The organism is Ruminococcus sp. AF31-8BH (assembly GCF_003460605.1).
GTDB classification, from domain to species: Bacteria; Bacillota; Clostridia; order Lachnospirales; family Lachnospiraceae; genus Blautia_A; species Blautia_A acetigignens.
In genome coordinates this window covers 117,536-141,601 of sequence record NZ_QTVN01000009.1, presented here as the reverse complement: position 1 = coordinate 141,601, position 24,066 = coordinate 117,536, and the positions used below count along the sequence as shown (strand labels likewise).

General features: G+C 46.5%; 20 protein-coding genes. 1 reads left to right on the top strand and 19 read right to left on the bottom strand.

Annotated features, from left to right (window positions below):
• Positions 1-13 precede the first annotated feature (13 nt).
• From DWZ38_RS12685 to gpr, 14 genes are all read right to left on the bottom strand, one after another.
• Complete coding sequence (locus DWZ38_RS12685) at positions 14-277, bottom strand: HPr family phosphocarrier protein (protein ID WP_021926293.1); 264 nt, start codon at positions 275-277, stop codon at positions 14-16.
• Between the two features lie 15 nt (positions 278-292).
• The gene (locus DWZ38_RS12680; protein ID WP_117853194.1) at positions 293-1,588 is read right to left on the bottom strand and encodes a CdaR family protein; all 1,296 of its coding nucleotides are present in this window, start codon (positions 1,586-1,588) and stop codon (positions 293-295) included.
• On the bottom strand, positions 1,566-2,453 hold the full coding sequence (gene cdaA / locus DWZ38_RS12675; protein WP_021926291.1) for a diadenylate cyclase CdaA: 888 nt from the start codon (positions 2,451-2,453) through the stop codon (positions 1,566-1,568). Before cdaA ends, DWZ38_RS12680 begins: the two co-directional genes overlap by 23 nt.
• 78 nt (positions 2,454-2,531) lie before the next feature.
• The gene (locus DWZ38_RS12670) at positions 2,532-3,653 is read right to left on the bottom strand and encodes a hypothetical protein (RefSeq protein ID WP_021926290.1); all 1,122 of its coding nucleotides are present in this window, start codon (positions 3,651-3,653) and stop codon (positions 2,532-2,534) included.
• Complete coding sequence (locus DWZ38_RS12665) at positions 3,650-4,084, bottom strand: hypothetical protein (RefSeq protein ID WP_021926289.1); 435 nt, start codon at positions 4,082-4,084, stop codon at positions 3,650-3,652. The genes DWZ38_RS12670 and DWZ38_RS12665 overlap by 4 nt, the downstream gene beginning before the upstream one ends.
• Before the next feature lie 92 nt (positions 4,085-4,176).
• The gene (locus tag DWZ38_RS12660) at positions 4,177-4,887 is read right to left on the bottom strand and encodes a ComF family protein (protein WP_243000254.1); all 711 of its coding nucleotides are present in this window, start codon (positions 4,885-4,887) and stop codon (positions 4,177-4,179) included.
• A complete protein-coding gene (locus DWZ38_RS12655; protein WP_021926287.1) occupies positions 4,814-7,090 on the bottom strand; it encodes an ATP-dependent RecD-like DNA helicase in 2,277 nt (758 codons plus the stop codon). The genes DWZ38_RS12660 and DWZ38_RS12655 overlap by 74 nt, the downstream gene beginning before the upstream one ends.
• Before the next feature lie 152 nt (positions 7,091-7,242).
• The gene (locus DWZ38_RS12650) at positions 7,243-8,232 is read right to left on the bottom strand and encodes a rod shape-determining protein (RefSeq protein WP_021926285.1); all 990 of its coding nucleotides are present in this window, start codon (positions 8,230-8,232) and stop codon (positions 7,243-7,245) included.
• Between the two features lie 93 nt (positions 8,233-8,325).
• On the bottom strand, positions 8,326-11,163 hold the full coding sequence (gene uvrA, locus DWZ38_RS12645) for an excinuclease ABC subunit UvrA (RefSeq protein WP_117853352.1): 2,838 nt from the start codon (positions 11,161-11,163) through the stop codon (positions 8,326-8,328).
• Positions 11,164-11,315: 152 nt separating this feature from the next.
• On the bottom strand, positions 11,316-12,449 hold the full coding sequence (hemW, locus tag DWZ38_RS12640) for a radical SAM family heme chaperone HemW (protein WP_117853190.1): 1,134 nt from the start codon (positions 12,447-12,449) through the stop codon (positions 11,316-11,318).
• A gap of 57 nt (positions 12,450-12,506) precedes the next feature.
• On the bottom strand, positions 12,507-12,941 hold the full coding sequence (locus DWZ38_RS12635) for a hypothetical protein (protein ID WP_117853187.1): 435 nt from the start codon (positions 12,939-12,941) through the stop codon (positions 12,507-12,509).
• A 14-nt stretch (positions 12,942-12,955) separates the two neighbouring features.
• The gene (lepA, locus tag DWZ38_RS12630; RefSeq protein WP_347519662.1) at positions 12,956-14,764 is read right to left on the bottom strand and encodes a translation elongation factor 4; all 1,809 of its coding nucleotides are present in this window, start codon (positions 14,762-14,764) and stop codon (positions 12,956-12,958) included.
• A gap of 63 nt (positions 14,765-14,827) precedes the next feature.
• Positions 14,828-15,997, bottom strand: coding sequence for a stage II sporulation protein P (locus tag DWZ38_RS12625; RefSeq protein ID WP_243000253.1), 1,170 nt, complete (start codon positions 15,995-15,997; stop codon positions 14,828-14,830).
• Between the two features lie 102 nt (positions 15,998-16,099).
• Positions 16,100-17,011: a GPR endopeptidase gene (gene gpr / locus DWZ38_RS12620; RefSeq protein ID WP_021926279.1), complete on the bottom strand. Its 912-nt coding sequence runs from the start codon at positions 17,009-17,011 to the stop codon at positions 16,100-16,102.
• 208 nt (positions 17,012-17,219) lie between these two features.
• On the opposite strand from gpr, the gene rpsT reads away from it, so the two are divergent.
• Positions 17,220-17,483, top strand: coding sequence for a 30S ribosomal protein S20 (gene rpsT, locus DWZ38_RS12615; protein WP_330385673.1), 264 nt, complete (start codon positions 17,220-17,222; stop codon positions 17,481-17,483).
• Positions 17,484-17,587: 104 nt separating this feature from the next.
• Here rpsT and holA read toward each other — a convergent pair whose 3' ends face one another.
• The 5 genes from holA to DWZ38_RS12590 all read right to left on the bottom strand — a co-directional run bounded on the left by holA (position 17,588) and on the right by DWZ38_RS12590 (position 24,063).
• Entirely contained in the window at positions 17,588-18,574 is a 987-nt protein-coding gene (gene holA / locus DWZ38_RS12610) for a DNA polymerase III subunit delta (protein WP_021925588.1), read from the bottom strand.
• A 105-nt stretch (positions 18,575-18,679) separates the two neighbouring features.
• Complete coding sequence (locus DWZ38_RS12605) at positions 18,680-20,962, bottom strand: DNA internalization-related competence protein ComEC/Rec2 (protein ID WP_117853179.1); 2,283 nt, start codon at positions 20,960-20,962, stop codon at positions 18,680-18,682.
• Positions 20,963-20,985: 23 nt separating this feature from the next.
• Positions 20,986-21,933 (bottom strand): GerMN domain-containing protein, encoded by a 948-nt coding sequence (locus DWZ38_RS12600; protein ID WP_117853177.1) that lies wholly within the window; start codon positions 21,931-21,933, stop codon positions 20,986-20,988.
• Positions 21,934-21,942: 9 nt separating this feature from the next.
• On the bottom strand, positions 21,943-23,370 hold the full coding sequence (locus DWZ38_RS12595) for a HAMP domain-containing sensor histidine kinase (RefSeq protein WP_117853175.1): 1,428 nt from the start codon (positions 23,368-23,370) through the stop codon (positions 21,943-21,945).
• A 3-nt stretch (positions 23,371-23,373) separates the two neighbouring features.
• Positions 23,374-24,063 carry a response regulator transcription factor gene (locus tag DWZ38_RS12590; RefSeq protein ID WP_021925592.1) on the bottom strand — a complete coding sequence of 230 codons (690 nt, stop codon included), beginning with the start codon at positions 24,061-24,063 and terminating at the stop codon, positions 23,374-23,376.
• Positions 24,064-24,066: the final 3 nt, after the last annotated feature.

Here is a 24,066-nt window from a genome sequence, read left to right as displayed (position 1 = left end):
CCAAATGTAAAACTTATTCACCAAGTCCCTTATTTATAACCATTACCAGGTTGCGCAATGCCTCTGTTTCATCAGCTCCTTCACAAAATATTGTAATCTCATCACCGCATTTCACACATGCACCCAGGACGCTCAGAACGCTCTTGGCGTTCGCAGTTCCTCCTGCATATTCAAATGTTATCAGAGATTTATATTTCATTGCCTCTTTACAGAGAATCCCGGCCGGCCGCAGATGAAGTCCGGATGGATTATTGATCTGTACCTTTTCACTTACCATAATAACATCACTCCCTTAACCATTATTCGAATCCGCATTTGTAATTTCTGATATGGTTACATCCGCCACTACATCATCCAGAAGTTCAAATCCTTCCGGCAGCTTCACAGTCACCGGAATCTGATAGCTTCCAACACTCATGTCTGATAAATCTACAGATGCTTCTACTTTCTCAATATCAAATTCGTCAAGGTTACTGTCAGTAGCCTTTACACGGATTTCAATCTTGTCGGTTCCAAAAGTTACCAGAAGGTTATCGTCCAGATTATTTACCTTGACCTGGTTGGACGGCAGTCCATAGGAATGGCTGTCCAGGGGCAGAATGCTCACTTTAACCCAAACATCCTCGCTGGTGCCGCTTGTAAGCTTCACATCATCAGGAAGCGCATCCTTAAGGCTTACCTTTTTCTCAATATCAGCAGTCTCTCCTGTGATATCAATGTCAGCACCGCCGATCCAAAGGATATTATCATTCTGCTTCAGAGTGTCCAATGCTTCATCTGTTCCAGCGATACTTACCGTATCTGGAACGGTAGTTACACTCTCCACCTGATATCCTTCTGCCGGTACACCTACAAAATTCGCACCGATATTCACTCCGGTACGTATCTTCCAGAATTTGGTGGTAACAACAACCTTGGTGTTATCTATGGTGATGTACGACATTCTTCCTGCAAAGCTGTCCTGATTCTTATCAATAATATTCAGCTCTGTTTCCTCGGAAAAATCCTTCGTCTTGCCATCTACATCAACCGTTGCATTTACTTTATCTATTTTATTAATTAAGGACTTCGGTCCTGTAATCTTCACTTTCTCCGGGCTGGCGGTCTGTGAGCCAACCTCATAGCCTTTTCCTGGCTGACTGGAGCCATAATTTACATTAACCAGGAACTCCTGGGTTACCTTCTCCTCCAGTCTGACACTGAGATACTGGGGTGTTACCTTAATGTTGTCAGGACTGATTCCCGGACAGGAAGCCGTAATGGGAACCATAACCGGATCTGTATCCAGGCTGCCTGCCTGCTGCAGGTCTGCCGTCAGCGTAATATTCGCCTGGGTGATCTTGGTGAGAAGCCGTCTTTCTCCTGTAATGGTAACACGGATGGGGTCCGGATCATCATCCTGCATGCACATCATATTCGCACTGTCCACATAAGCCGTATTCTGTAACTCCACCTTGTCGCCAGCAATGGTGATACTTTTGGTGGACACCGGATTGTCTACATTTACCACAATAAACCAGATCAGAAATCCGATGAGAACAGACATGATTTTCAAAGGGAAATTCCTAGTCAGCTTTGTGTTCTTCATGTTTCATTCTCCCTTTCAGCAGATGACGGAGTTTACTGTTATTGACAACCTTCTTGTTCTGGGCCTTGATCAGAGCAGATCTTAACTCAGCGCTGGTAAGCCCTCTGCTGAGTTCCCCATTCTGTGCCACGGAAACCTGGCCGGTCTCCTCAGAGACGATAATGGTAAGGGAATCGCTTACCTCACTGATTCCCACTCCCGCTCTATGTCTGGTACCAAGCTGCTTGCTCAGTTCCATATTATCGGACAGAGGCAGATAACAGGTTGCTGCCACAATACGATTGCCACGCACAAGAACAGCACCGTCATGAAGCGGTGTATTATGCTCAAAAATATTGATCAGAAGCTGGCTGGTAAGAACCGCATCCACATTGATTCCGGTACGCTCATATTCACTGAGACGGATATTCTGTTCAATTACGATCAGAGCTCCGGTCCGCACCTCTCCCATATCAAAGCATGCCTTTACCAGCTCATTGATGGTCTTATCCGTAAATCGCTCCTGTACTTCCTTCCCGGAATCCAGTGGAAAAATAGATGCCACAATCTTCTTCTGCCCCAATTGCTCCAGCATTTTACGCAGTTCAGGCTGAAAAATAACAACTACGCTGGTAAGAAGTATGGTAGATAGATTCTTAATGATCCAAAGGATCGTATTCATCTTCAAGATATAAGCAACCAAAATAAAAAGGAGCACGATCAGGATTCCCTTAAGCAGCGTATAGGCACGGGTAAATTTTATCCATACCATAAACTGATATATAAAAAAGGAAATCAGGGCAATCTCCAGTATGTCTGTAACTCCCAGACTGGGCAGGGATAATTTTGACAAATATCCTGATAATGTGACTGCCAAATCCTGCATAGCGTACTCCTTTCCGGTACAGGTCTTCCCCACGCTCAGTGGGGAAGCCGTCTTCATTGTTTCATTAATATCCTGCTTTTAGAGATCCTTCAGGGATTCCTCAAGCTTTTTCTCAAAATCCACATCCTTTGCAGCTGGTTTCTCGGCCTGTCTCGGTCTTTTCTCAGCAGCTGGAACAGCAGTTTTCTTTCTCTTCGGTCTTTCATCCTGACGGAAAATCGGATTCGCATAGGTGCCGGAGGACTCTTCTGACCTGCGCTCTTCTCTTACCGGCTCTGCATTGATCTTCTTGATGCTTCTTTCTGAGGTAGCAACAGATGCCTTGGGCACTGCCTTCACATAGTAGAAATACTCATCATCCTCGTATTCCAGCCTCTCAGCTCTGCTGTAATCCCCGCCAAATGCGAAGAATTCCAGCACCAGTGCAAGAAGCACTGCTAAAACCGTACACACAAGCAGCGGTACCATTGCAACGGTTGCATTCAGGTTCATTCCAAAACTTCCAACCAGCATTATAAACACATATGCCACACCGCCTGTAATAATGGATATCCTCCATGCATGATCAAAAGAACGGGTACGGATCAGGTTCACCAGCAGTGTCACTGCTACAAAAGCTACAACAGCGATCCACATTCCCCAGTTCTGCACCAGACCGTCTGCCATGATCTGCAGTTTGTCTGTCATATCAAGATCCGGATTCGACAGAATCGCGGACTGTACTCTTAAGAAGCGGATAAAATAATACATTACCACACCGCATCCGGCCGGAATTGCAGACAGGCTGCTCTCCATCAGTCCGCTTCCAATCGGAAGCAGTGCCGGAATACTGAATGCAAAGGAAAGCGGGGTAAACACAAATGTTATATTCTGCTCTCCGCTGAATCTCATAAAGAAAATGAGCATCAGCAGAATAATCACCAGCATAAAGCCTGCCACTTCAATTCCAAGCGCATAGCTGTGAGCAAGGATCAGTATAAAACCAATATACATCATAGCGGAAGACGGCAGGATAGAACAGATCAGTGCCAGGATCAGAATGACAAATACGTTATTCAGCTGGGACATATACCCCATATTGGAATTGACCCATAAAAAATATACCAGCGCAAGCACAAATTTCAGTACAGGCAGGATATACATTTCATACTGCCCGTATATTCCTTTTATTTTCTGCTTTAATTCAAGTAATGCTGTCATTTTCTATATCCTCCTGACATTTCACGTCCTGCGAATTTCTTTTCTTCACGGTTGTAAATCTTCTCCAGCCTAGTCAGCTGAGAATAATACTCCTTCACGCTTTTCTTGGCTCTGTGATATTTCACGGTATACTGAATATAGGTAAGCAGTGTATACACAACCAGTGTCCCCACATATCCAGCCAGGACCACCACACCAAGAGAAACCAGATCCATCTTGTGAACATTATCCAGAAGATATTCCAGATTATATGCTGCGATCAGTGCAAGTATCAGTCCATATCCAATTGTAACAAGGAAAAAATTCTTAATCAGTGCCAGACCGATATAATCACTCCTGTAATACTTGCTCACCGGAAGATATTTCCTGCCTTCCTGTTTCTCATATAAAGCAAGCCGGTCCATTATCTTTACTTTTTCTTCATTTATCATAAATGGCTCCTTATGCATTTCTTTTAAAGCTGAAAAGCTATACTCATACAGGATGATTGTATCATATATCCCATGGCATGAAAAGTGTTTTTTTACCTGTTGCTTCCAATACATACCGTCAGGAAAAATACATGGGATGCACCCTTTTCCAGAAGAGCATGTGCAAGCACATCCATGGTACTTCCAGTAGTATACACATCATCAATCAGCAAAATACGCATTCCCGATGGATTTCCCACAACCTGGAAAGCTTTCTTCAGATTCTTCTTGCGTCCTGCCGCATCCAGCTTCTTCTGGGACCTGGTCGCCCTGCTCTTCTTCAGAAGCGAAACATCCACCGGAATTCCCGCACTTTTGGCCAGCTCCTCTGCAAGCAGTTCTGCCTGGTTAAACCCTCTTTTGCGCAGCTTCCTCCAGTGAAGCGGAACTGGAACGATCACATCCGGCTTCCACAAAGCCAGCTGATCCCTCCCATAAAGATACAGTGCTCTTCCGTAAAAGCGGCTGTATTCCCGGCAGCCAAAGTATTTATATTTCATAATCGAGTATTTCATCCGGTCATCATACAGAAAAATACCTCTTCCCTGGTCAAAAGCACCCGGGGCGGCCTTGCAGTCCCTGCAGTATTCTTCCTCTTCACTCACCGGTTTTCCGCATTTGTAGCATCTTGCTCCCTGGATGGGTCTCAGGTCTCCTGCACACTCCGGACAGATCAGTGCATGGCTGTCCTTAAGAATCCTGTGACACAGGGGACACCGTCTGGGATACAGCAGGTTCAGAAAGCTCCCGTATCCTTGTTCCAAGAGAGCTGTAACGTTTTTGCTGCTTCTCATTGCGGATCATCTCCCCAAAGGTTTCCTCACTTCCAACTACAGTTACGCATTTCCTTGCCCGCGTCACTCCTGTATACAGAAGGTTGCGGTTCATCAGCATCTTCGGGCCGGAAAGAAGGGGCAGGATTACTGCCGGGTACTCCGACCCCTGGGATTTATGTATGGTTATGGCATATGCAAGCTCCAGTTCTTCCAGCTGTTTAAAGGAATAATCTGCGAAACGGCCATCCTCGAACTCCACAGTGGCAGTCTCTGCAAATTCATTAATTTCCTTCAGAATTCCTGTATCTCCATTGAACACGCCTACGCCTTCCTCTACCGGAATTCCGTATTTTCCACGGACTTCCCATTCCATCTGATAGTTGTTCCGGATCTGCATGACCTTATCCCCTTCCCGGAAAAGCCGTTCGCCGATCTCTTTTTCTTTTTTGTCAGGGCCAGCCGGATTCAGATACATCTGCAAAATCTGGTTCAGCCTTTCCACTCCAAGAAGTCCCTTTCTCATAGGCGTCAGAACCTGGATTTCAAAAGGCTTTGCATCCACATATCGCGGAAGCTTCTCCTGAATCAGTGCGATAACCACCCGGATAATAATGTCCGCATCGTATCTCTTTAAAAAGAAAAAATCCCGGCTTTTATTATCCAGAGAAATCTGCTGTCCATTGTGGATTTTGTGGGCGTTCACCACAATATCACTGTGAGAAGCCTGTCGGAAAATCTTCTTCAGCTCTACCACTGGAAAAACTCCGCTTTGTATGATATCGCGCAGCACATTTCCAGGTCCCACGCTTGGCAGCTGGTTCTCATCGCCTACCAGTATGATCCTGGTTCCGGCTGTCACAGCAAGAAGCAGGGAATGCATGAGAAAAATATCCACCATAGACATCTCATCAATGATGATCACATCCGTATCTAACGGATTCTCCGCATTTCTGTCAAAATGAATGCCCTGGGACTCCCGGTTGTCATCATCAGGAACTCCATTCAGCTCAAGCAGGCGGTGTATGGTCTGCGCCTCATATCCAGTAGCCTCTGTCATGCGCTTCGCCGCACGTCCCGTTGGCGCTGCCAGCCGAAGCGTCGCCCCTTCTCCTTCAAAAAAACGGATAATGGCATTGATGGTGGTTGTTTTACCGGTACCAGGTCCTCCTGTGAGCACAAACAGTCCGTTTCCCGCAGCTTCTATCACAGCTTTCTTCTGCATTTCTTCAAGCACGGTACCTGTTTCTTTCTCAATCTGAGCGATCCGTCTCTCCATCATCTGTTCATCCTGAGGATAACGGATATTCAGCTCCGTCAGCATTCTGGCAGTATTCAGCTCCAAATGATAATACTGACTTGGATAAACAAGCACGATGCCGTCTTTCTCCTTCAGTACCAGCTTCCTGTCAAGAGCCATATCCATGAGATGCTTCTCCATATAAGAAACATCTACACGCAGCAGCTGGGATGCCCTTGCGAACAGCTCTTCCTTGGGAAGATAGACATGGCCTTCCCCGGAAGCCTGGATAAGAGTATACATCATGCCGCTGCGGATCCTGTAATCTGAATCTGCGTGAATCCCAATACGGGATGCAATGGCATCTGCTATTTTGAAGCCTACACCGGAAATATCATCAGCAAGACGATATGGATTTTCCTGAAGGACTCCATACACGGACTGGCCATATTTCTGATAGATCTTGGCTCCAAGATTCAGGGAAATCCCATATTTCTGCAGGAACATCATCGCTTTTCGCATATCCGCCTTCTCGGTAACCTGAGCAGCGATTTCCCTGGCCTTCTTTTCACTGATCCCCTTCACCTCTGCCAGTCTTTCCGGCTCTTCTTCCACGATTCGCAGGGTGTCCTCGCCGAAATACCGGACGATTCTCGCAGCCAGTGCAACTCCCACTCCCTTAATCGCTCCGGAACCAAGATAACGCTCCATTGCCTGGGTATCCTCCGGTGCTTTCTCCGCATAGGAATGGATCACAAACTGCCTGCCGTACACATGATGCTGGGAAAACTGTCCCTCTGCTTCAATGGTTACCCCCTGGGTAATATCCGGAAAGGTTCCCACGCAGGTGACTTCTTCCTCGGAATCTGAGGTTTTAAGTACCATAACTGTGTAGCCGTTTTCTTCATTTCGGAATACCACATGATCAATATATCCTGTAATTTTCTCACTCATCCCTTATTCTCCTGCTGCCAGTACATATCCAAAAGTCATCCCTTCTGGTATTCCCATCAGACAGAATCCCTCCTGTTCACAAAGGGTACTGCATAAGCAGTACCCTTCTCCTGAATAATCCATTATAATCTCCGCAAATACAGTCCCTGCCATTACTCTTCCATTCTGGTAAGTACTTCGGCATATTTGCCGGTTCCCACCACAACAGCGGACATGGCATCCTGCACGGTAAGTGTGCTTACTCCAGTCTTCTGCTCAATCAGAGTATCCATTCCGTGAAGCATCGCTCCGCCTCCGGTCAGCACAATTCCCCGGTCTACAATATCTGCAGCCAGCTCCGGAGGCGTTTTCTCCAGAACTCCATGTACCGTCTCTACGATCTGATTGGTAGCGTCCTTCAAGGCAATGCGGATTTCCTCGGAAGTTAAAGTGACCACCTTGGGAAGTCCTGTGATCACGTTTCTTCCCTTTACTTCCAGTGTCCGCGGTGAAGCCTCCTGGCTTGCGGTTCCGATTTTTATCTTGATGTTCTCGGCAGCATCCTCGCCGATATAAAGGCTGTGATTCTTTCTCACATAGCTCATGATTGCCTGGTCAAAATTATCCCCGGCAACCTTCACAGATGCAGATACAACCAGTCCTGCCATGGAGATTACCGCCACATCCGTAGTTCCGCCTCCAATATCCACAATGAGATTTCCAAATGGCTTGGTCACATCCACTCCGGCACCGATGGCAGCTGCAATGGGCTCTTCCACAAGGAATACCTCCCTTGCTCCAGCCTGATAGGTTGCTTCCTCCACCGCCTTCTTCTCGATTTCTGTAGTTCCGCTGGGGATGCAGATGCTGATTCTGGGCTTGCGGAAAGCATGTCTTCCCATAGCCCTGGAAATAAAGTATTTCAGCATTTTCTCCATAACGGTGTAATCCACGATCACACCCTGGCGGATGGGACGAATCACTTCCAAGTTGGAAGATAAATGGCCGCTCATCTGTCTGGCTTCTTCGCCGATTGCTTTTATTTTCTCTGTATTTTTATCATAAACCACTACGGACGGCTCGCTGAGTACCAGTCCCCGTCCAGTGGAATATACCTGACTGTTCCTGGTTCCCAGGTCAATTCCAATATCACTGGCAGGCATTGAATTCCCCTTTCTTTACTCCATTGACAACAATTCATTCTGATATCTTTCTTCGTACCATTATAAACAAAAATGTCCCAATTGGAAAGAGGATTATTTGAGATATTTTGCTACATAGTGTCCAGTATGGGATGCCGGGTTCTTCGCAACCTCCTCAGGAGTACCCTTGGCAACAACGGTTCCGCCGCCGTCACCGCCTTCCGGACCGATATCAATAATGTAATCTGCCGTCTTAATGACATCCAGGTTATGCTCAATCACAACTACAGTATTACCGCCATCTGACAGTCTGCGGAGAATCTCCACCAGCTTCTGCACATCTGCAAAGTGAAGTCCGGTAGTCGGCTCATCCAGAATATAAATGGTTTTACCTGTACTGCGCCTGCTCAACTCAGTCGCCAGCTTAATACGCTGTGCCTCCCCTCCTGACAGAGTAGTAGATGGCTGTCCCAGACGGATATAAGAAAGTCCCACATCATACAGTGTCTCAATCTTTCTTCTGATGGACGGAACATTCTCAAAGAAGGTCATGGCCTCCTCCACTGTCATGTTCAGCACATCATAAATGCTCTTGTCCTTATATTTCACCTCCAGCGTCTCACGGTTGTACCGCTTGCCCTTGCACACCTCGCAGGGTACGTATACGTCCGGCAGGAAGTGCATCTCAATCTTGATGATTCCATCACCGCTGCAGGCCTCACATCTGCCGCCCTTCACATTAAAGCTGAAGCGGCCTTTCTTATAGCCCTTGGCCTTGGCATCAGCAGTGGCAGCAAACAGGTCACGGATCTGATCAAAGACTCCTGTGTAGGTGGCAGGATTGGATCTGGGCGTACGTCCGATAGGAGACTGGTCAATGGCAATTACCTTGTCCAGCTGATCAATTCCCAGAATAGCATCATGCTTGCCCGGTATTACTCTGGCTCTATTCAGTTCTTTTGCCAGATGCTTATAGAGGATTTCATTAATCAAAGAACTCTTGCCGGAACCGGAAACACCTGTAATGCAGGTCATGATTCCCAACGGAATATCTACATCAATATGCTTCAGGTTATTCTCTGCTGCACCCTTGATGGTAAGAAATCCAGTGGGTTCCTTACGCACTTCCGGTACCGGGATTTTCAGCCTGCCGCTGAGATAAGCACCTGTAATGGAGTCCGGATTCTTCATCAGCTCCTCGGCAGTTCCCATTCCTACCAGCTGTCCGCCGTGCTCACCAGCTCCCGGTCCAATATCCACAATACAGTCTGCTGCACGCATGGTATCTTCATCATGCTCCACCACGATCAGGCTGTTGCCCAGATCACGCAGATGCATCAGCGCTCCCAGAAGCTTGTCATTGTCTCTCTGATGCAGTCCGATGCTTGGCTCGTCCAGAATATAAGCAACGCCCACCAGTCCGGAACCAATCTGGGTTGCCAGACGGATTCTCTGAGCCTCACCGCCTGACAAGGTTCCTGTCGCCCGTGCCAGGGAAAGATATTCCAGTCCTACATCTGCCAGGAATCCCACTCTCGCCCGGATTTCCTTCAAAATCTGTTTGCCGATCAGCAGCTGCTGAGGTGACAGCTCCATCTTCTGCAAAAACACCTTCAGCTTATCAATGGACATATTGGTCACTTCATAAATGTTCTTATCCGCAACAGTAACCGCCAGGGATTCCTTCTTCAGTCGCTGTCCCTTGCAGGCAGTACATGGAGTGATCTGCATAAAGCTCTCATACTCCTGCTTCATGGATTCAGAACCAGTCTCCTTGTAGCGCTGCTCCACATTGCGGATCAGGCCTGGAAAGGCCACATCATAAACGCCCTCTCCACGCTGGCCCTTATAATAAACCTTCACAGAATGTCCGCCTGTACCGTACAGAAGAATATCCTGTATCTTTTTAGGATAGTCCTGAAATGGCGTATCCAGATCAAATCCATACTCCCGGCACAGTGCATTCAGAATTGCGTTGGTAAAGCTGCTCTTATCCGTACAGGACTGCCATCCCATTACGGTGATAGCTCCCTGTGCAATACTCAGGGACTTATCTGGAATCATCAGATCCGGATCAAATTCCATCTTATATCCAAGTCCCAGACACTGTGGGCATGCACCAAAAGGATTGTTAAAGGAAAAACTTCTCGGCTCAATTTCATCAATGCTGATTCCGCAGTCCGGGCAGGAAAAGCTCTGGCTGAAATTCATATAATTCCCATCCATGGTATCCACAACTGCCAGTCCATCTGCCAGATTCAGCACGGTCTCAAGAGAATCGGTAAGTCGCTTCTCGATTCCCGGCTTCACAATCAGACGGTCTACAATAATGGCAATGTTGTGCTTAATATTCTTATCCAGAGTGATCTCCTCGGAAAGCTCATACACATTCCCATCAATCTCTGCCCTTACATAGCCGCTGCGTCTAGCCTGATCCAGAAGCTTGGCATGGGTTCCCTTGCGTCCGCGGACTACCGGGGCAAGAAGCTGGATCTTGGTGCGCTCCGGCAGCTCCATAATCTGATCCACCATCTGGTCTACCGTCTGCTTGGCAATTACCTTCCCGCACTTCGGGCAGTGTGGAATTCCCACGCGGGCATATAAAAGACGGAAATAGTCATAAATCTCTGTCACAGTTCCCACTGTAGACCTTGGGTTGCGGTTCGTGGACTTCTGATCAATGGAAATCGCAGGAGGAAGCCCCTCAATGCTCTCCACATCTGGCTTCTCCATCTGACCCAGGAACTGTCTGGCATAGGAGGACAAAGATTCCATATAACGTCTCTGCCCCTCTGCATATATAGTATCAAAGGCAAGGGAAGACTTGCCGGAACCGCTCAGGCCGGTAAGAACCACAAACTTATCCCTTGGAATATCCACGCTGAGATTCTTCAGATTGTTCTCATTAGCTCCTCTGATTCTGATAAACTGTTTCTTATTCTCTGCTGCCATCTGTTCCTCCATTTCCAAACCGCCAGCTGCGGCTATCATCACCTTGTATTTCACATAATTCCGAAACTTCTTCCGGCTTCTTATTGAGTTTGCATCATTTTCTCAAGGATATCATGTGAACATGTGTTCGTCAAGTGGTTCTTATCTCTTTTTCAAAGGAGAAAATCCGCCATAACTGCATTGCTTACATGAATCCCAGCTCTGGATAAACAGATTCTTCCGTCCTCCTCCAGAAGCAGTCCCTGTTTTTTATATTTCTCCAACACTTCTCCATATATCTTCTCTATGGAAGTTCCGAAATATTCCTGAAAATCTTTTTTTGATACGCCTTTTGTCATGCGAAGTCCAAGAAACATGAACTCGCCCATCTCATCTTCCCTGGTAAGAGTCTCTCTGTCTGTTCGTATTTTTTCCAGATTTCCGCTGTTTTCCAGGTATTCTGACATATCAGATGTATTGGTAAACCGCTCCCTGCCAACCAAAGATGCGGCTCCAAGTCCCAGGCCCAGATAGTCCTTTCGCTGCCAGTACCCTTCGTTATGCCTGCAGTTTCTGTCTTTTTTTGCATAATTGGAAATCTCATACTGATAGTACCCATATTTGCCAAGAACCGCTGCCACATCCTCGTACATCCGGTATTCTGTATCTTCATCCGGCAGATCCAGCTTTCTTGCGGAAAAAGGTGTTCCCTCCTCAATGATCAGGCTGTACGCGGAAATATGCTCTGGGCCAAGCTTGGCCACTGTGCGAAGATTCTGGATCCAGCCTTCATAGCTCTGTCCCGGGATTGCAAACATCAGATCTATATTAATATTAGAAAAACCCGCCTCCCGTGCCATGTGATAGCTTTCCAGAAACTGTTGATAATTATGGATCCTGCCAAGTGCGCGCAGTTCCTGGTTTTCGGGAGACTGCAGGCCAATGCTGATCCGATTAATCCCATATCTGCGGTAAAGCGCAAGCTTCTCCGGCGTCAGAGTTCCCGGATTCGCCTCAATAGTAACCTCCGCATCTGCTGCCAGCTGAAAATTTTTCCCAATTCCCTGCAAAAGTTTTTCCATAATGCCACACTCCGGCACAGAGGGTGTCCCTCCGCCGATAAAAACGGTATCCACCGTACGCTTTTCTATGGCTGAAGCAGCCTTCATTTCCCGTAAAAGTGCATAAATATAAGCTTCCTGCCCGGCCCTGGTAGCAGGACCTGACAGGAAGTCACAATAATCACATTTCTTTATGCAAAACGGGATATGAAAATACAGTTCCAGACTGTCCTTCTTTTTTCCCATCCTGATTTTCCTCCTGAAAATGAGTCTGCATTTTTATAGAAAAAACGCGTCATTTTCTTATTCGTTCTCTGAAGAATCTTCCACTGTATCCGCACTGGTATCCTGGGAAGATGTGTCCTCCCCGCCATCAGCTACACTCTCAGAAGAAGCCTTCTGCTGATCTGAGGTGCTGGTTCCGGAAGCGCTCTGCTCTTCCTTCTGCACCAGATATTCATTCACCATAGTCACACTGCCGCTCTGTGCAACTGCGTCCTTATTTACCTGACGAGGTGCCACAGTAGGAGTAGGGCTTGGAATCGGGGTGATCTTCATTACTCCCTGGGACGCTGCATCCGGCTCCTTCACCTTCTTTTTGCCGCATGCACAGCTTCCTGCAAAAATCACGATCACCAGAAGGATAGCTGCAAGGATTCCTCCTTTGATCCACTGTTCCCGGTCATTTCTGAAACTTCTTTTGATTCTTCTGATCAGAACATGTAATTTTACTTTCATCTGCTTCCTCCGCCTTAATTCTCATCCAGCTTCAGTACACTCATAAATGCTTTCTGTGGAATCTCTACATTTCCCACCTGACGCATTCTCTTCTTGCCTTCCTTCTGTTTCTCCAGAAGCTTCTTCTTACGGGAAATATCACCGCCATAGCATTTTGCAAGAACATCCTTGCGCATGGCCTTAACGGTCTCTCTGGCAATGATCTTGCTTCCAACAGCTGCCTGGATCGGAATCTCGAACAGCTGGCGGGGAATCTCATCCTTCAGCTTCTCGCACATCTTACGGCCTCTTTCATAGGAAGTATCTGCATGGACAATAAAGGAAAGGGCATCCACTTCTTCCTTATTTACAAGAATATCCAGCTTCACAAGCTCACTTCTCTCATAGCCGCAAAGCTCATAATCCAGGGACGCATATCCTCTGGAGCGGGACTTCAGGGCATCAAAGAAATCGTAAATGATCTCATTAAGCGGAAGCTTGTATTTCAGAAGGGCACGGGTTTCTTCCATATATTCCATGCCAAGGTACTGTCCGCGGCGTTCCTGGCAAAGATCCATGATCGCACCGATAAACTCTGTGGTAACCATGATCTCTGCATTGACAATTGGCTCTTCCATATACTCGATTTCAGAAGGATCCGGAAGATTGGTAGGATTGGTCAGGTCAATGACTTCTCCGTTTGTTTTGTGAACCTTGTAAATAACGCTGGGCGCTGTGGTGACAAGATCCAGGTCATACTCTCGCTCCAGACGCTCCTGGATGATCTCCAGATGGAGAAGTCCAAGGAATCCGCAGCGGAAACCAAATCCAAGGGCTACAGATGTCTCCGGCTCATAGAAAAGGGAAGCATCGTTGAGCTGCAGCTTCTCCAGTGCATCCCGAAGATCCCCGTACTTGGAACCATCTGCCGGGTAAAGGCCGCAGTAAACCATAGGATTTACCTTCTTGTATCCTGGCAAAGCTTCCTCGCATGGGCGATTGTTATCGGTAATGGTATCACCTACACGGGTATCTCTTACATTCTTAATGCTGGCCGTAATATATCCAACCATTCCAGCGGTCAGTTCCTCACATGGAATAAACTGTCCGGCTCCGAAATATCCAACTTCCACAACCTCTGCCACAAATCCGGTAGCCATCATGCGGATGGTAGTACCTTTGCGAACCTTTCCATCTACCATACGGCAGAAAACAATGGCTCCCTTATAAGAATCATAAATGGAATCAAAAATCAGCGCCTTCAGCGGTGCATTCACATCTCCCACTGGTGCAGGAATCTTGGCAACAACCTGCTCCAGCACCTGATCTACATTCAGTCCTGTTTTCGCAGAGATCTGAGGGGCGTCCTGTGCCTCCAGGCCGATCACATCCTCGATCTCGTTAATCACACGCTCCGGCTCTGCACTTGGAAGGTCTATCTTATTGATTACCGGAATGACCTCAAGGTCATGATCCAATGCCATGTATACGTTGGCCAGTGTCTGGGCCTCAATACCCTGGGCAGCATCTACAACAAGAATCGCACCGTCACATGCCGCCAGGCTTCGGGAAACCTCATAGTTAAAGTCTACATGGCCTGGGGTATCGATCAGGTTGAAAATATACTCCTGTCCGTCTTTTCCATGATAAACCGTGCGGACCGCCTGGGATTTGATGGTGATTCCGCGCTCACGCTCCAGCTCCATATTATCCAGAACCTGGGACTGCATTTCTCTCTCTGTAAGAAGACCTGTCATCTCTATAATTCTGTCTGCCAGTGTGGATTTACCATGATCAATATGTGCAATAATACAAAAATTTCGAATTTTACTCTGGTCTGTCATTCCAGACATTCCTCCTCTGGTTATGCTATACTCTTTTATCCTATCAAGAGATTATAGCACAGATTAATTCTGTTTGTCACTTCCTTTTAATACTCTGTTCAGGATATCTGCAAAAGGCTCCATGGCATTTTTCACCTCCTGCACCGTATTAGTCTGAGCGCCAGCTTCCAGAAGGAGGGACCGCTTCCGAAGATGAAGGTTATAGCGCAGTCCAGCCAGGTAAATTCCCCGGTAAAAATCAGGGTAGTACAGAGCCGCCTGGTATTCCAGCTGAAAAGAAAAAGCAAGATTGTCGGGTATGTAAGGATTGGGCAGATAATCCACCTGGCCCTGGGTATTGGTGTAGCTCAGGCCATTGTAAAATAGAATCTGGGCTGTGGTTTTCCCGTTGATTTCCGTGACAAGCCTTCGGTCCTCGTCTACGCCGTCCCTGTGAAGATCAATCACTACCTCCACGGAAGGATTTTCCTCAAGCACTTTTTCCACATAATCACAGGCGTAATCGTAGGCCTTGTTTCTGTCCAGTTCCCCGCTCATCATGTCAAAAGCTTCTTTTATGTGCATGACCTGGTAGCCGTATTTTTCTGTGAGAAGGCTGGTAAGATAATCGCCCACGCCAACAATGGTGTCGCTTTCCTCCCCTTCCCTGGAATCTGCAAAGGTCTCTTGGGAATGGCTGTGATAAATCAGAATCTGGGGCTCAAGAGGACCGTGACTCAGGGAAAAATCTTCTGCCAGAAACTGAGCAGCGTTTAGGTTGGCGGCGGATGCGTCTGTATTTTCGTCTACAATATAGAAATTATTCAGGAGAAAATCATAGTCTGCAAGCCTGTCCGGGGAAAGATCCAGAAGCGGGTGGGGCAGGACGGCCGCCTGCTGCGCAGCTGCGGTTGTCTCGGTTTCGGTGAGGGCTTTGGAATTTGTGTCCGTCTTTGGATTTGTTTTTAACTCTTCCTCCTTTTTTTCTTCTATATTATCCTCTTCTGTTTTATTCTTGCTCTGCATCTGCTGCCCCAGGTATTTTCCATTCTCCCTGGCAATCTGCGCCAGGGTCTGCTTGTCCGTCTCCAGCCAGGTTTCCTGTGTTTTTTCCTCAATAAAATAATAAAGGGGGAACTGCCTGTACACGTTTTCTATGATTTTCCACAGGGAAAAAGGCTCTGGCATTACTGCCAGAACCACCAGAAAACACAGGCAAAGAAAAATGCAGAATACCTTCTGGACTCTTGTCACGGAATCACCTCTTTAAGGTTATCCTATGACGGTGTTTTCCCCCGTATGTTTCTTTTTTTCTTTTCCTTTTCCTTTTCCACATTTCTTATTTTTATGCACCGATCAATCTCCCGGCTCAAAAGTCATATTCAGCCCTTCTGAAATGGTATAGCTTAAATATTTAATGGTCTCGTCCACGTCCTTTGGCGTCACAAACATGCCATGCAGGTGAGGGGAAATCATTTCCTCCAGAAATTCCTTCTGCTCCGACTCCTCCAATGCATCTAGAAGATGGGACATGGAATCGTGGACAATGGTAGCTGCATCCACCACAGTGGGCACTCCGATTCCAATCACCTTTACTTTCAAATTTTCTTCTGTAAGGCCATTTCTGTGATTTCCCACACCAGACCCTGGCGTAATTCCTGTATCTGTGATCTGAATAGTCCGGTTCAGCCTTCTGGTACTTCTCGCCGCCAGAGCATCCACCGCGATCACCACATCCGGCTTTGTGATTTCTACTACGCCTTCTATAATTTCAGAAGTTTCCATTCCCGTCTGGGCCATCACACCGGGAACGATACCACTGATTGCGTGAAGTGCTTCCTCGCTGGTACTCTTCAGGCCATATTCCCGTATAAGATGGCGGGTCATGCGCAAATTTCCCACAACCTCAGGCCCCAGAGAGTCCGCTGTAATCGCCTGGTTTCCAAGCCCTACAACCAGCACAGATTTCTCTTTCTCCAGTCCGATCAGCTGGCGCAGATGCCTGGACAGCTCCTCCGATACCTCTCTGTGATAATCTTCATCCGGCGCAGAAAGTCCTTCTGACTCGATCGTGATGTAAGTGCCCTGAGGCCTTCCCATGGAACGGGCGCCATTTTCTGTGGTAATCTTTACAACCGTTGTTCTGATTTCCTTTTCTTCATTATATTCTTCCCGCACCTCAACACCACGCACCTCCACATTTTCTTCTGTAAAGCGCTCTCTTGCCTCTACTGCAAGATCTGTCCTGATTTTGTAGCTCCCCAGCATATTCCTTTCCTCCGGTAGTTCTGTTTTCGTTTTTCATCCAGCAATTTATTTCTTTCGTTTCTATATAATCTCTCCACTTTTTGTTAAAATATGTATTGACAATCTTCCGCAATTATTATAAACTATATAAGCATGTTCATAGGAACGCCCGTGTCTGTTCCTGTGCAACGCACATTTTACATTTACACATGAATTGGAGGTGTACGAATTGGCTAACATCAAATCTGCAAAAAAGAGAATTTTAGTTAACAGAACAAAAGCTGCGAGAAACAAATCCATCCGTTCTGCTGTTAAGACTTCCATGAGAAAGGTTGACGAGGCAGTAGCTAACAACGATAAGGCAGCAGCAGAGGTTGCATTAAAAGAGGCTATCTCTACAATCAGCAAAGCAACTTCCAAAGGTGTTTATCACAAAAACAACTGCGCTAGAAAAGTTTCCCGTTTATCCAAAGCCGTTAACAGCATTGGCTAATAGATATCTGAATTTTTAGTTATAAGCTTATAAGTGAAAATTAAGGCAGTCGAACCGTCATCGACTGCCTTTTTTCTATGCTTTTCCAAATTTTCTATCTCACTTTACCTTCTCGCAGAACTGTATTTTACAATCAGCAGTTCCACGCTAAGTACATCCTGGAGCCTTCCTGTTTTCACCGCTTCTTCCGCGTCCACAAAATCTGTCACTGCCTGGCGCAGTTCACTGATCCGGTAGGATCTTGCGCAGGAAGCAATATTTCGCACTACAAAAGAAGGCACTCCAAGCCTGGACGCCATCTCCGGCTGTGCCACGCCTTCCTCTGTATATTCTTTCACCAGCAAAAGCTGCCGAAACTGCTTTGCCAGAAGAAACAGGATTCGCATAGGCGGCTCTTTCAATGTCAGAAGATCATAATACAGATCTAAGGCACGCTTCTGGTTTTTCTCCGTAACAGCACGTACCATGTCAAAAATCTTATTCTGGGTCTGAGTGGTGCAGACCTCTTGGATGTCTGCCCTTGTGACTACATTCCGGTCTCCGGTGTAAGTGATCAGCTTCTCCAGCTCCATTCTCAGGTTTCCCATATCAATTCCTGTCATAGTCAGAAGAAGTTCCATGTCGCGCTGGGTAATATTTTTCCCCTCTCTTTTCAAAATGCCAGCTGCCCACTGCATCAGTGTTTTCTCATCCTGACGGGCAAATTCCCCGATCCTGCCGCAGGATTTTACAGCCTTGTACATTTTGCTTCGCTTATCTACTTCATCTTCCACAAAAACAAGGCAGAGATAGTCTGGAAGCTCTTTCATATAATCTGCCAGTTCATCACATTTGTTTTTGAAAAATCCGGTATCTTCCAGCAGAACCACTCTGCGGTCAGCAAAAAAAGGCATGGTCTCACAAAGGTCGATCAGCTCCTTCACATCGATGTTCCGGCCTTCGTAATGGTTGAAATTCATGGTATCGTCATCTGGATTCAACGCTTTCAGCAGTTTATTTTTATACTGCACCTTCAGATATGCTTCCTCGCCGCACAGCAAATATGCACTTTTAAAATTTCCTGATTTAATGTCTTCCTGGATATTCTTCAAAATATACGCTCCTGTCATTCCGGGATTTTTCTGTCAGCACAGTCCCTGGCTATGCCTGACGTTCCATTAAACCATACCACAAAATTTCTTTTTATTAAAGCATAATTAAATATAATTTCCCAGATATCCTTTCAGCCGAATTTTCCCCTTCTGCCAGGAAACCGTCACTGCACCGCTTTTCATGGTAAATCCCACCTTGCAGCCGGCTTTTTCCAGCCTTTCCACAATTTCCGGGGCAGGATGACCGTAGGTATTGGTAGAAGAACAGGAAATAATGGCATACTCTGGCTTAATTTTGTCAAGAAATTGCTGGCTGGTAGAATAATGGGAGCCATGATGTCCTACCTTCAGAAAATCCACATCCTCAAGGTCCCCCATTTCCAGAAGTTTCTGTTCCGTCTCTTCTCCCATATCACCAGTCAGTAATCCGGTAAACTCTCCATACTTTACCTGCAGTACCATTCCATCCTCATTTACATTTATTCCAGATGCATTTTCCAAAGGGGCGACTATCTGCATTTCCAGTTTTCCGGCTTTCAGACAGTCACCTTCTTTGACTTGTTTTACTGAAATTCCCGCTTCCTTCGCAAGCTGTGACAGCTTTTCCCATTCTTCTGGCGGCGTTTTCCAATTGGGCAGATAAAGGCAGCCAATTTCAACAGAATTCAGTTTTTGCGCTGTCAGTTCCAGAATTTCTTCTACTCCGCTGATGTGATCCTTATCTGTGTGTGATACCAGAATTCCGTCTACTCTGGAAATCCCCTGATTTTTCAGATAAGGGAGAATCTGATACTGCCCGGTTCCGGATTTGTTTGTGCTTCCGCCATCTACAAGGAAACAGTTGCCCTCTGGCGTTCTCACCACAATTCCATCTCCCTGCCCTACATCCAGACAGGTGATGGAAAACGACTCCGTTTTTCTCCAGGAGATCAGAAACAATGCGGTACAGATCAGAAACAGTGACAGATATTTACGCACTCTCAAATTTCCAGCTATATTTTTCTCCTGCACCTTGTCCTTTTCCTTATCTGATGTACTGCTTTTTTTCTTTCTATACGTAAGCAGCAATACCGCACTGGCAAGAACCGCATAGTAAGCAACGATCTGCCAGATTTCCGGCTGTCCGGCGATCCATGTTCCAAAGGGCAGATTTCCAGCCAGCATACACAATTTCTCGTAAAATCCTGCCAGAATCTTTCCCGGAAAAATCATCAGGCTCCCAATCTTCAAATTTACACAGCCAAGAATCATTCCCAGCACACCGCTTCCCAGTACCACTCCAACAGTGGGAAGTACGATCAGATTAAGAAAAATTCCAATAAGAGAAATTTCTCCAAAGAAGTACAGGGAAACAGGCAGCATAGTCAGCTGTATGGCGGCAGATGCAGCCAGCGCCGTACATAACTTCCCGGTTCTGCTCTCCTTTCCTTTTTCCAGAGTCCTGGTAAACGCAGGAACCACAATTCCAGCTCCTGCCACTGCACTAAAGGATAAAAGAAATCCGCTGTTGTACAAATAAGCCCCAGATTCTCCCAGAATCATCATTGCGGAAACAGCTAGTGCTGTAGGAAGATCATAAATACGGCCTGTTATTTTTGCCCCTGTTGAGATGAGAAACATACAGACCGCACGCATAGTAGATACACTTCCCCCAGTCATCACGCCATACTGCAGCATAAAAAGCAGTGCCAGGAAACCAGACCCCCAGATTCCCAGCCCGGTTTTCATAAGAAGCTGATACAGCCCGGTTCCGATCACACTGATGTGCAGTCCGGAAATGGCAAGAATATGCACAATGCCAGCCATCTGATATCGAAGCTTCACTTCTTTGTCCAGACTGGTTTTATCCCCAAGCACGATTGCCTGAAAAATACCGGCTTCTTTTCCAGCAATTTTCCCAAGGACTCCTGCCAGGTACTCCCGAAGCTGACTTATTCCCTGCCTGTATGCCGAATAATTTTCTGATTTTTCTATTATTTCGGCATTGTTTAGCAAATAATAAATATGCTGGCTGGCATAATACTGCTGGCTGTCGAATTCCCCTGGATTTCGCTTTTCTTCCACTCTTTTCAGCTTTCCGGATACCAAAATAACAGTCCCGGCTGGAACTTCTTCTCTTTGTTTTAAAAACACTTTTACATTTTCAATGGATAATTTTTGTGATTGATAAATCAGATAGGCATTGCTTAGATAAACAGATTGTGAAAATTCATTTTCTGTGGTCTGTATCACTTCTCCACATAGGGTTGCCTGGGGATGCTCCTCGATCCAGGAAGCCGCATTTTCCGGAAGAGGATTCCCCCGTATAAGAGGAATCCCCGCCCAGTCTGTAGCACACATGGAAAGCATCAGGATCAGACACAGCATACATAGCGGTCTTCGCGTCATCAAACACGCTCCTTTCCTGGCTTTCACTCACTTTGATCCTCTTTAAGGACCAAATCTGTGTTTTTGCTAAAAAGACTATATAAAGATGTTCCGTCACTAAGTGTGGCTTCCGTATCTCCTTCAACAGAAATCTGCACCTTATCTGCAGATGCAGTATCCAGAAGAGAATTTACCACAGAATAGATCATAGTATTTACAGGAATATCAATCCCTGAATCAGAAAAGGCAGAACTGAAATCCACGTAGCAAACATCGTCAGATACTTCTACGCCCAGAATCTCTGTTTCCTGTGGAATGGTCGGATAGTGTCCCTTCACCATCGGTCCCTTGGCAAGCTGCTCCAGGATGACGCGCTCACGGGGAAGAATGCGCTTGTAGTACACATTTCGCTGCTCTGCCACCAGATGCTCCCCTGTCTTATCTGTAAAATACAGGGTAAAGGTGTCATAGCGGTAAGCATCCTTATCTGACCCCCACATCTCCACAAAAGTATTGCCGTCGATCACGCCCACAGCCTGTCCTTTGGAATCCTTCAGTTCTTCACTTTCAATAAAGATCTTGATTCCGGTAACGCCCGGAATCTGCAGAAATGTCCGCGCTACTCCGGCGCGCACCAGAATCTCCCTGGCTCTTGACATTTTACTGTAATCACTGTTAAATTCCAGTTCCAGAAGAGACTCATTCAAACGGTATGTGACAAGCTGTACTCCAGAAGGCAGAAGCGCCAGATTATCTCCGCTTCCTTCCTGGGCATTCAGAATACCGGTAAAATCCTGCAGCATAAACTCTGCGCTCTCCTGCTCCAGCTGATACCGTTCTTTTACCACCTTGGTCTCGTCTTTGTTTACATAATATAAATAATACTGGTTGCTGCCGCTGTCCACTTTCTCCTCCTGGGTTTCCACCGTACAGCCTGTGAGCAGACTACAGGCAAGGACCAGGGCAAGCACCGCACTAAAAAGCTTCTTCATCGGCACCTCCTACGGAATATAAGATAATGGAATGCGGACGGTGAAGGTAGTTCCCTCTCCTTCCTTACTCTCAACCTGAATGTTGCCGTGATGCTTGGTCACCGCACTTCTGGTAATGGCAAGTCCAAGCCCTGTACCGCCGATTTCCTTGGAATGAGATTTGTCCACACGGTAGAATCTCTCAAAGATCCTTCCAATGGATTCCTCTGGAATTCCCATGCCGGAATCTGCAACCTTCACATAAAAATACTTGTGGTCTGCATCCAGAGTCACGCGCACCCATCCGTCATCTACATTGTATTTGATACCGTTTTCTACTAAATTGCTGATTGCAAGGGTAAACTTCACCTCATCCACATCTGCCTCCACAGGACGGAAGCTGTCCAGGATCAGATCAATGTGCCGCTTATCTGCAATTGGACGAAGTCTTTTCAGAATGTCCTCAAGAAGCTGATTGATATTCAGATGCTCTACATTTAGGTCAGCAGCCTTCTTATCCAGCTTCACCAGGGAAAGAAGATCGGTAATGATCTTATTCTCACGGTCGATCTCAGCTGTAATGTCGCTCATGAACTCCTGATAAAGCTCTTCCGGTACTCCCTCCTGGCCTACAAGGGAATCCGCAAGCACCTTCATGGAAGTAAGCGGCGTCTTCAGCTCATGGGACACATTGGATACAAATTCATTTCTGGATTCATCCAGTGTCTTCATACGGGAAAGCATCTTATTAAATGCGTCAGTAATCAACGCCGTCTCTGTATAATCCGGAACGGAAATCTCCTCATTCTGATAACCGTCTGTCAGATCCTCGATGGATTTGGTAACTCTTGCAAATGGCTTCACAAGTACAGTGGAAAGCACATATCCAAGAAGCGCAGCAAGCACAATGATAATTCCTGTGATCAGAATGCTCTTCTGCTCCAGTTCCTGAATATTCTCAGCAATCTCATTGGAAGAAAAGCTGATCAGCATAGCTCCCTGAAGCTGCTTCACCTCCGGACTCTTCACCGGAATCGCCATCTCAATTTTCTGTGTTTTGTTGTTATAGCGGCTGGCTTCCTCGCCTTTGAAGCACTTGATCACCATACTGGAGATCAGTGTCTTGCCTTCATCTACGCCATAAGTATCCTTGATAATCCTGTAGTCCCTGTCAACCAGCAGAATTCTGCCATCATATACATTAGACAACAACTCCAGCTTGCTGTTCACATCCTGCGAGCTGGAGTCATTCATATAATTTTCTTTAATTAACAGGTTGCACAGAATGTCACACTGCTTCTCAACGGTCTGCTTGCGCACAGCTACTGCCTTATTCTCGTAAGCAGCTACCATTACATTGGCAACTATGACACTTGGTACGATTCCCAGAATGACCAGAATGATCAGAATACGGAAACGCAGACTTTTTAAGAAGCTTGGTTTCTTTTTCTCTGGCATCTCTTACGCCTGGAAATAATATCCCACACCCCATTTGGTGTGTACATATTTCGGCTCACTGGGATTCGCCTCAATCTTTTCTCTTAAGCGACGGATATGTACATCCACAGTACGGACATCACCAGGATACTCATATCCCCATACGATGTTAAGCAGGTTCTCACGGCTGTATACCTTGTTTGGGTTAAACACCAGAAGCTCCAGCACATCGAATTCCTTGGCAGTCAGATTAATCTCCTTGCCTGCAATAAATACCCGGCGGCTCTCGCAGTCCATCTTCAGGTCTCCTGCCTCGATGGTCTTGGCCTTCTCTTTCTCTTCCTGATTGCTGCCTGCACGGCGCATAATCGCTTTGATTCTTGCTTTTACCTCAAGGATATTAAACGGTTTGGTGATATAATCATCCGCACCATATTCAAGACCAAGGATCTTGTCCATGTCTTCTCCCTTGGCTGTAAGCATTACAATGGGAACATTTGAAAATTCCCTGATCTGCTGGCAAACCTCAAAGCCATCCATCTTGGGAAGCATAAGGTCAAGGAGAATAATATCGTATTTCTTCTCCTTCGCCATCTCAAGGGCTTCCTCACCGTCATAGGCACAGTCAACTTCCATTCCATCCTGCTCCAGGCTGAATCGGATTCCCTTTACGATCAGTTTCTCATCATCTACTACCAAAACTTTCCTGCTCATTCA

What these genes read in the sequence shown, in the direction of transcription:
- DWZ38_RS12655 (WP_021926287.1), bottom strand. Translation starts at nt 7,090, where the DNA reads ATGAGTGAGAAAATTACAGGATATATTGATCATGTGGTATTCCGAAAT.
- DWZ38_RS12600 (WP_117853177.1), bottom strand. Translation starts at nt 21,933, where the DNA reads ATGAAGAAGCTTTTTAGTGCGGTGCTTGCCCTGGTCCTTGCCTGTAGT.
- DWZ38_RS12605 (WP_117853179.1), bottom strand. Translation starts at nt 20,962, where the DNA reads ATGACGCGAAGACCGCTATGTATGCTGTGTCTGATCCTGATGCTTTCC.
- uvrA (WP_117853352.1), bottom strand. Translation starts at nt 11,163, where the DNA reads ATGGCAGCAGAGAATAAGAAACAGTTTATCAGAATCAGAGGAGCTAAT.
- DWZ38_RS12680 (WP_117853194.1), bottom strand. Translation starts at nt 1,588, where the DNA reads ATGAAGAACACAAAGCTGACTAGGAATTTCCCTTTGAAAATCATGTCT.
- DWZ38_RS12635 (WP_117853187.1), bottom strand. Translation starts at nt 12,941, where the DNA reads ATGAAAGTAAAATTACATGTTCTGATCAGAAGAATCAAAAGAAGTTTC.
- DWZ38_RS12665 (WP_021926289.1), bottom strand. Translation starts at nt 4,084, where the DNA reads ATGATAAATGAAGAAAAAGTAAAGATAATGGACCGGCTTGCTTTATAT.
- DWZ38_RS12670 (WP_021926290.1), bottom strand. Translation starts at nt 3,653, where the DNA reads ATGACAGCATTACTTGAATTAAAGCAGAAAATAAAAGGAATATACGGG.
- hemW (WP_117853190.1), bottom strand. Translation starts at nt 12,449, where the DNA reads ATGGGAAAAAAGAAGGACAGTCTGGAACTGTATTTTCATATCCCGTTT.
- cdaA (WP_021926291.1), bottom strand. Translation starts at nt 2,453, where the DNA reads ATGCAGGATTTGGCAGTCACATTATCAGGATATTTGTCAAAATTATCC.
- DWZ38_RS12595 (WP_117853175.1), bottom strand. Translation starts at nt 23,370, where the DNA reads ATGCCAGAGAAAAAGAAACCAAGCTTCTTAAAAAGTCTGCGTTTCCGT.
- DWZ38_RS12650 (WP_021926285.1), bottom strand. Translation starts at nt 8,232, where the DNA reads ATGCCTGCCAGTGATATTGGAATTGACCTGGGAACCAGGAACAGTCAG.
- DWZ38_RS12590 (WP_021925592.1), bottom strand. Translation starts at nt 24,063, where the DNA reads ATGAGCAGGAAAGTTTTGGTAGTAGATGATGAGAAACTGATCGTAAAG.
- lepA (WP_347519662.1), bottom strand. Translation starts at nt 14,764, where the DNA reads ATGACAGACCAGAGTAAAATTCGAAATTTTTGTATTATTGCACATATT.
- gpr (WP_021926279.1), bottom strand. Translation starts at nt 17,011, where the DNA reads ATGCTGGGGAGCTACAAAATCAGGACAGATCTTGCAGTAGAGGCAAGA.
- DWZ38_RS12685 (WP_021926293.1), bottom strand. Translation starts at nt 277, where the DNA reads ATGGTAAGTGAAAAGGTACAGATCAATAATCCATCCGGACTTCATCTG.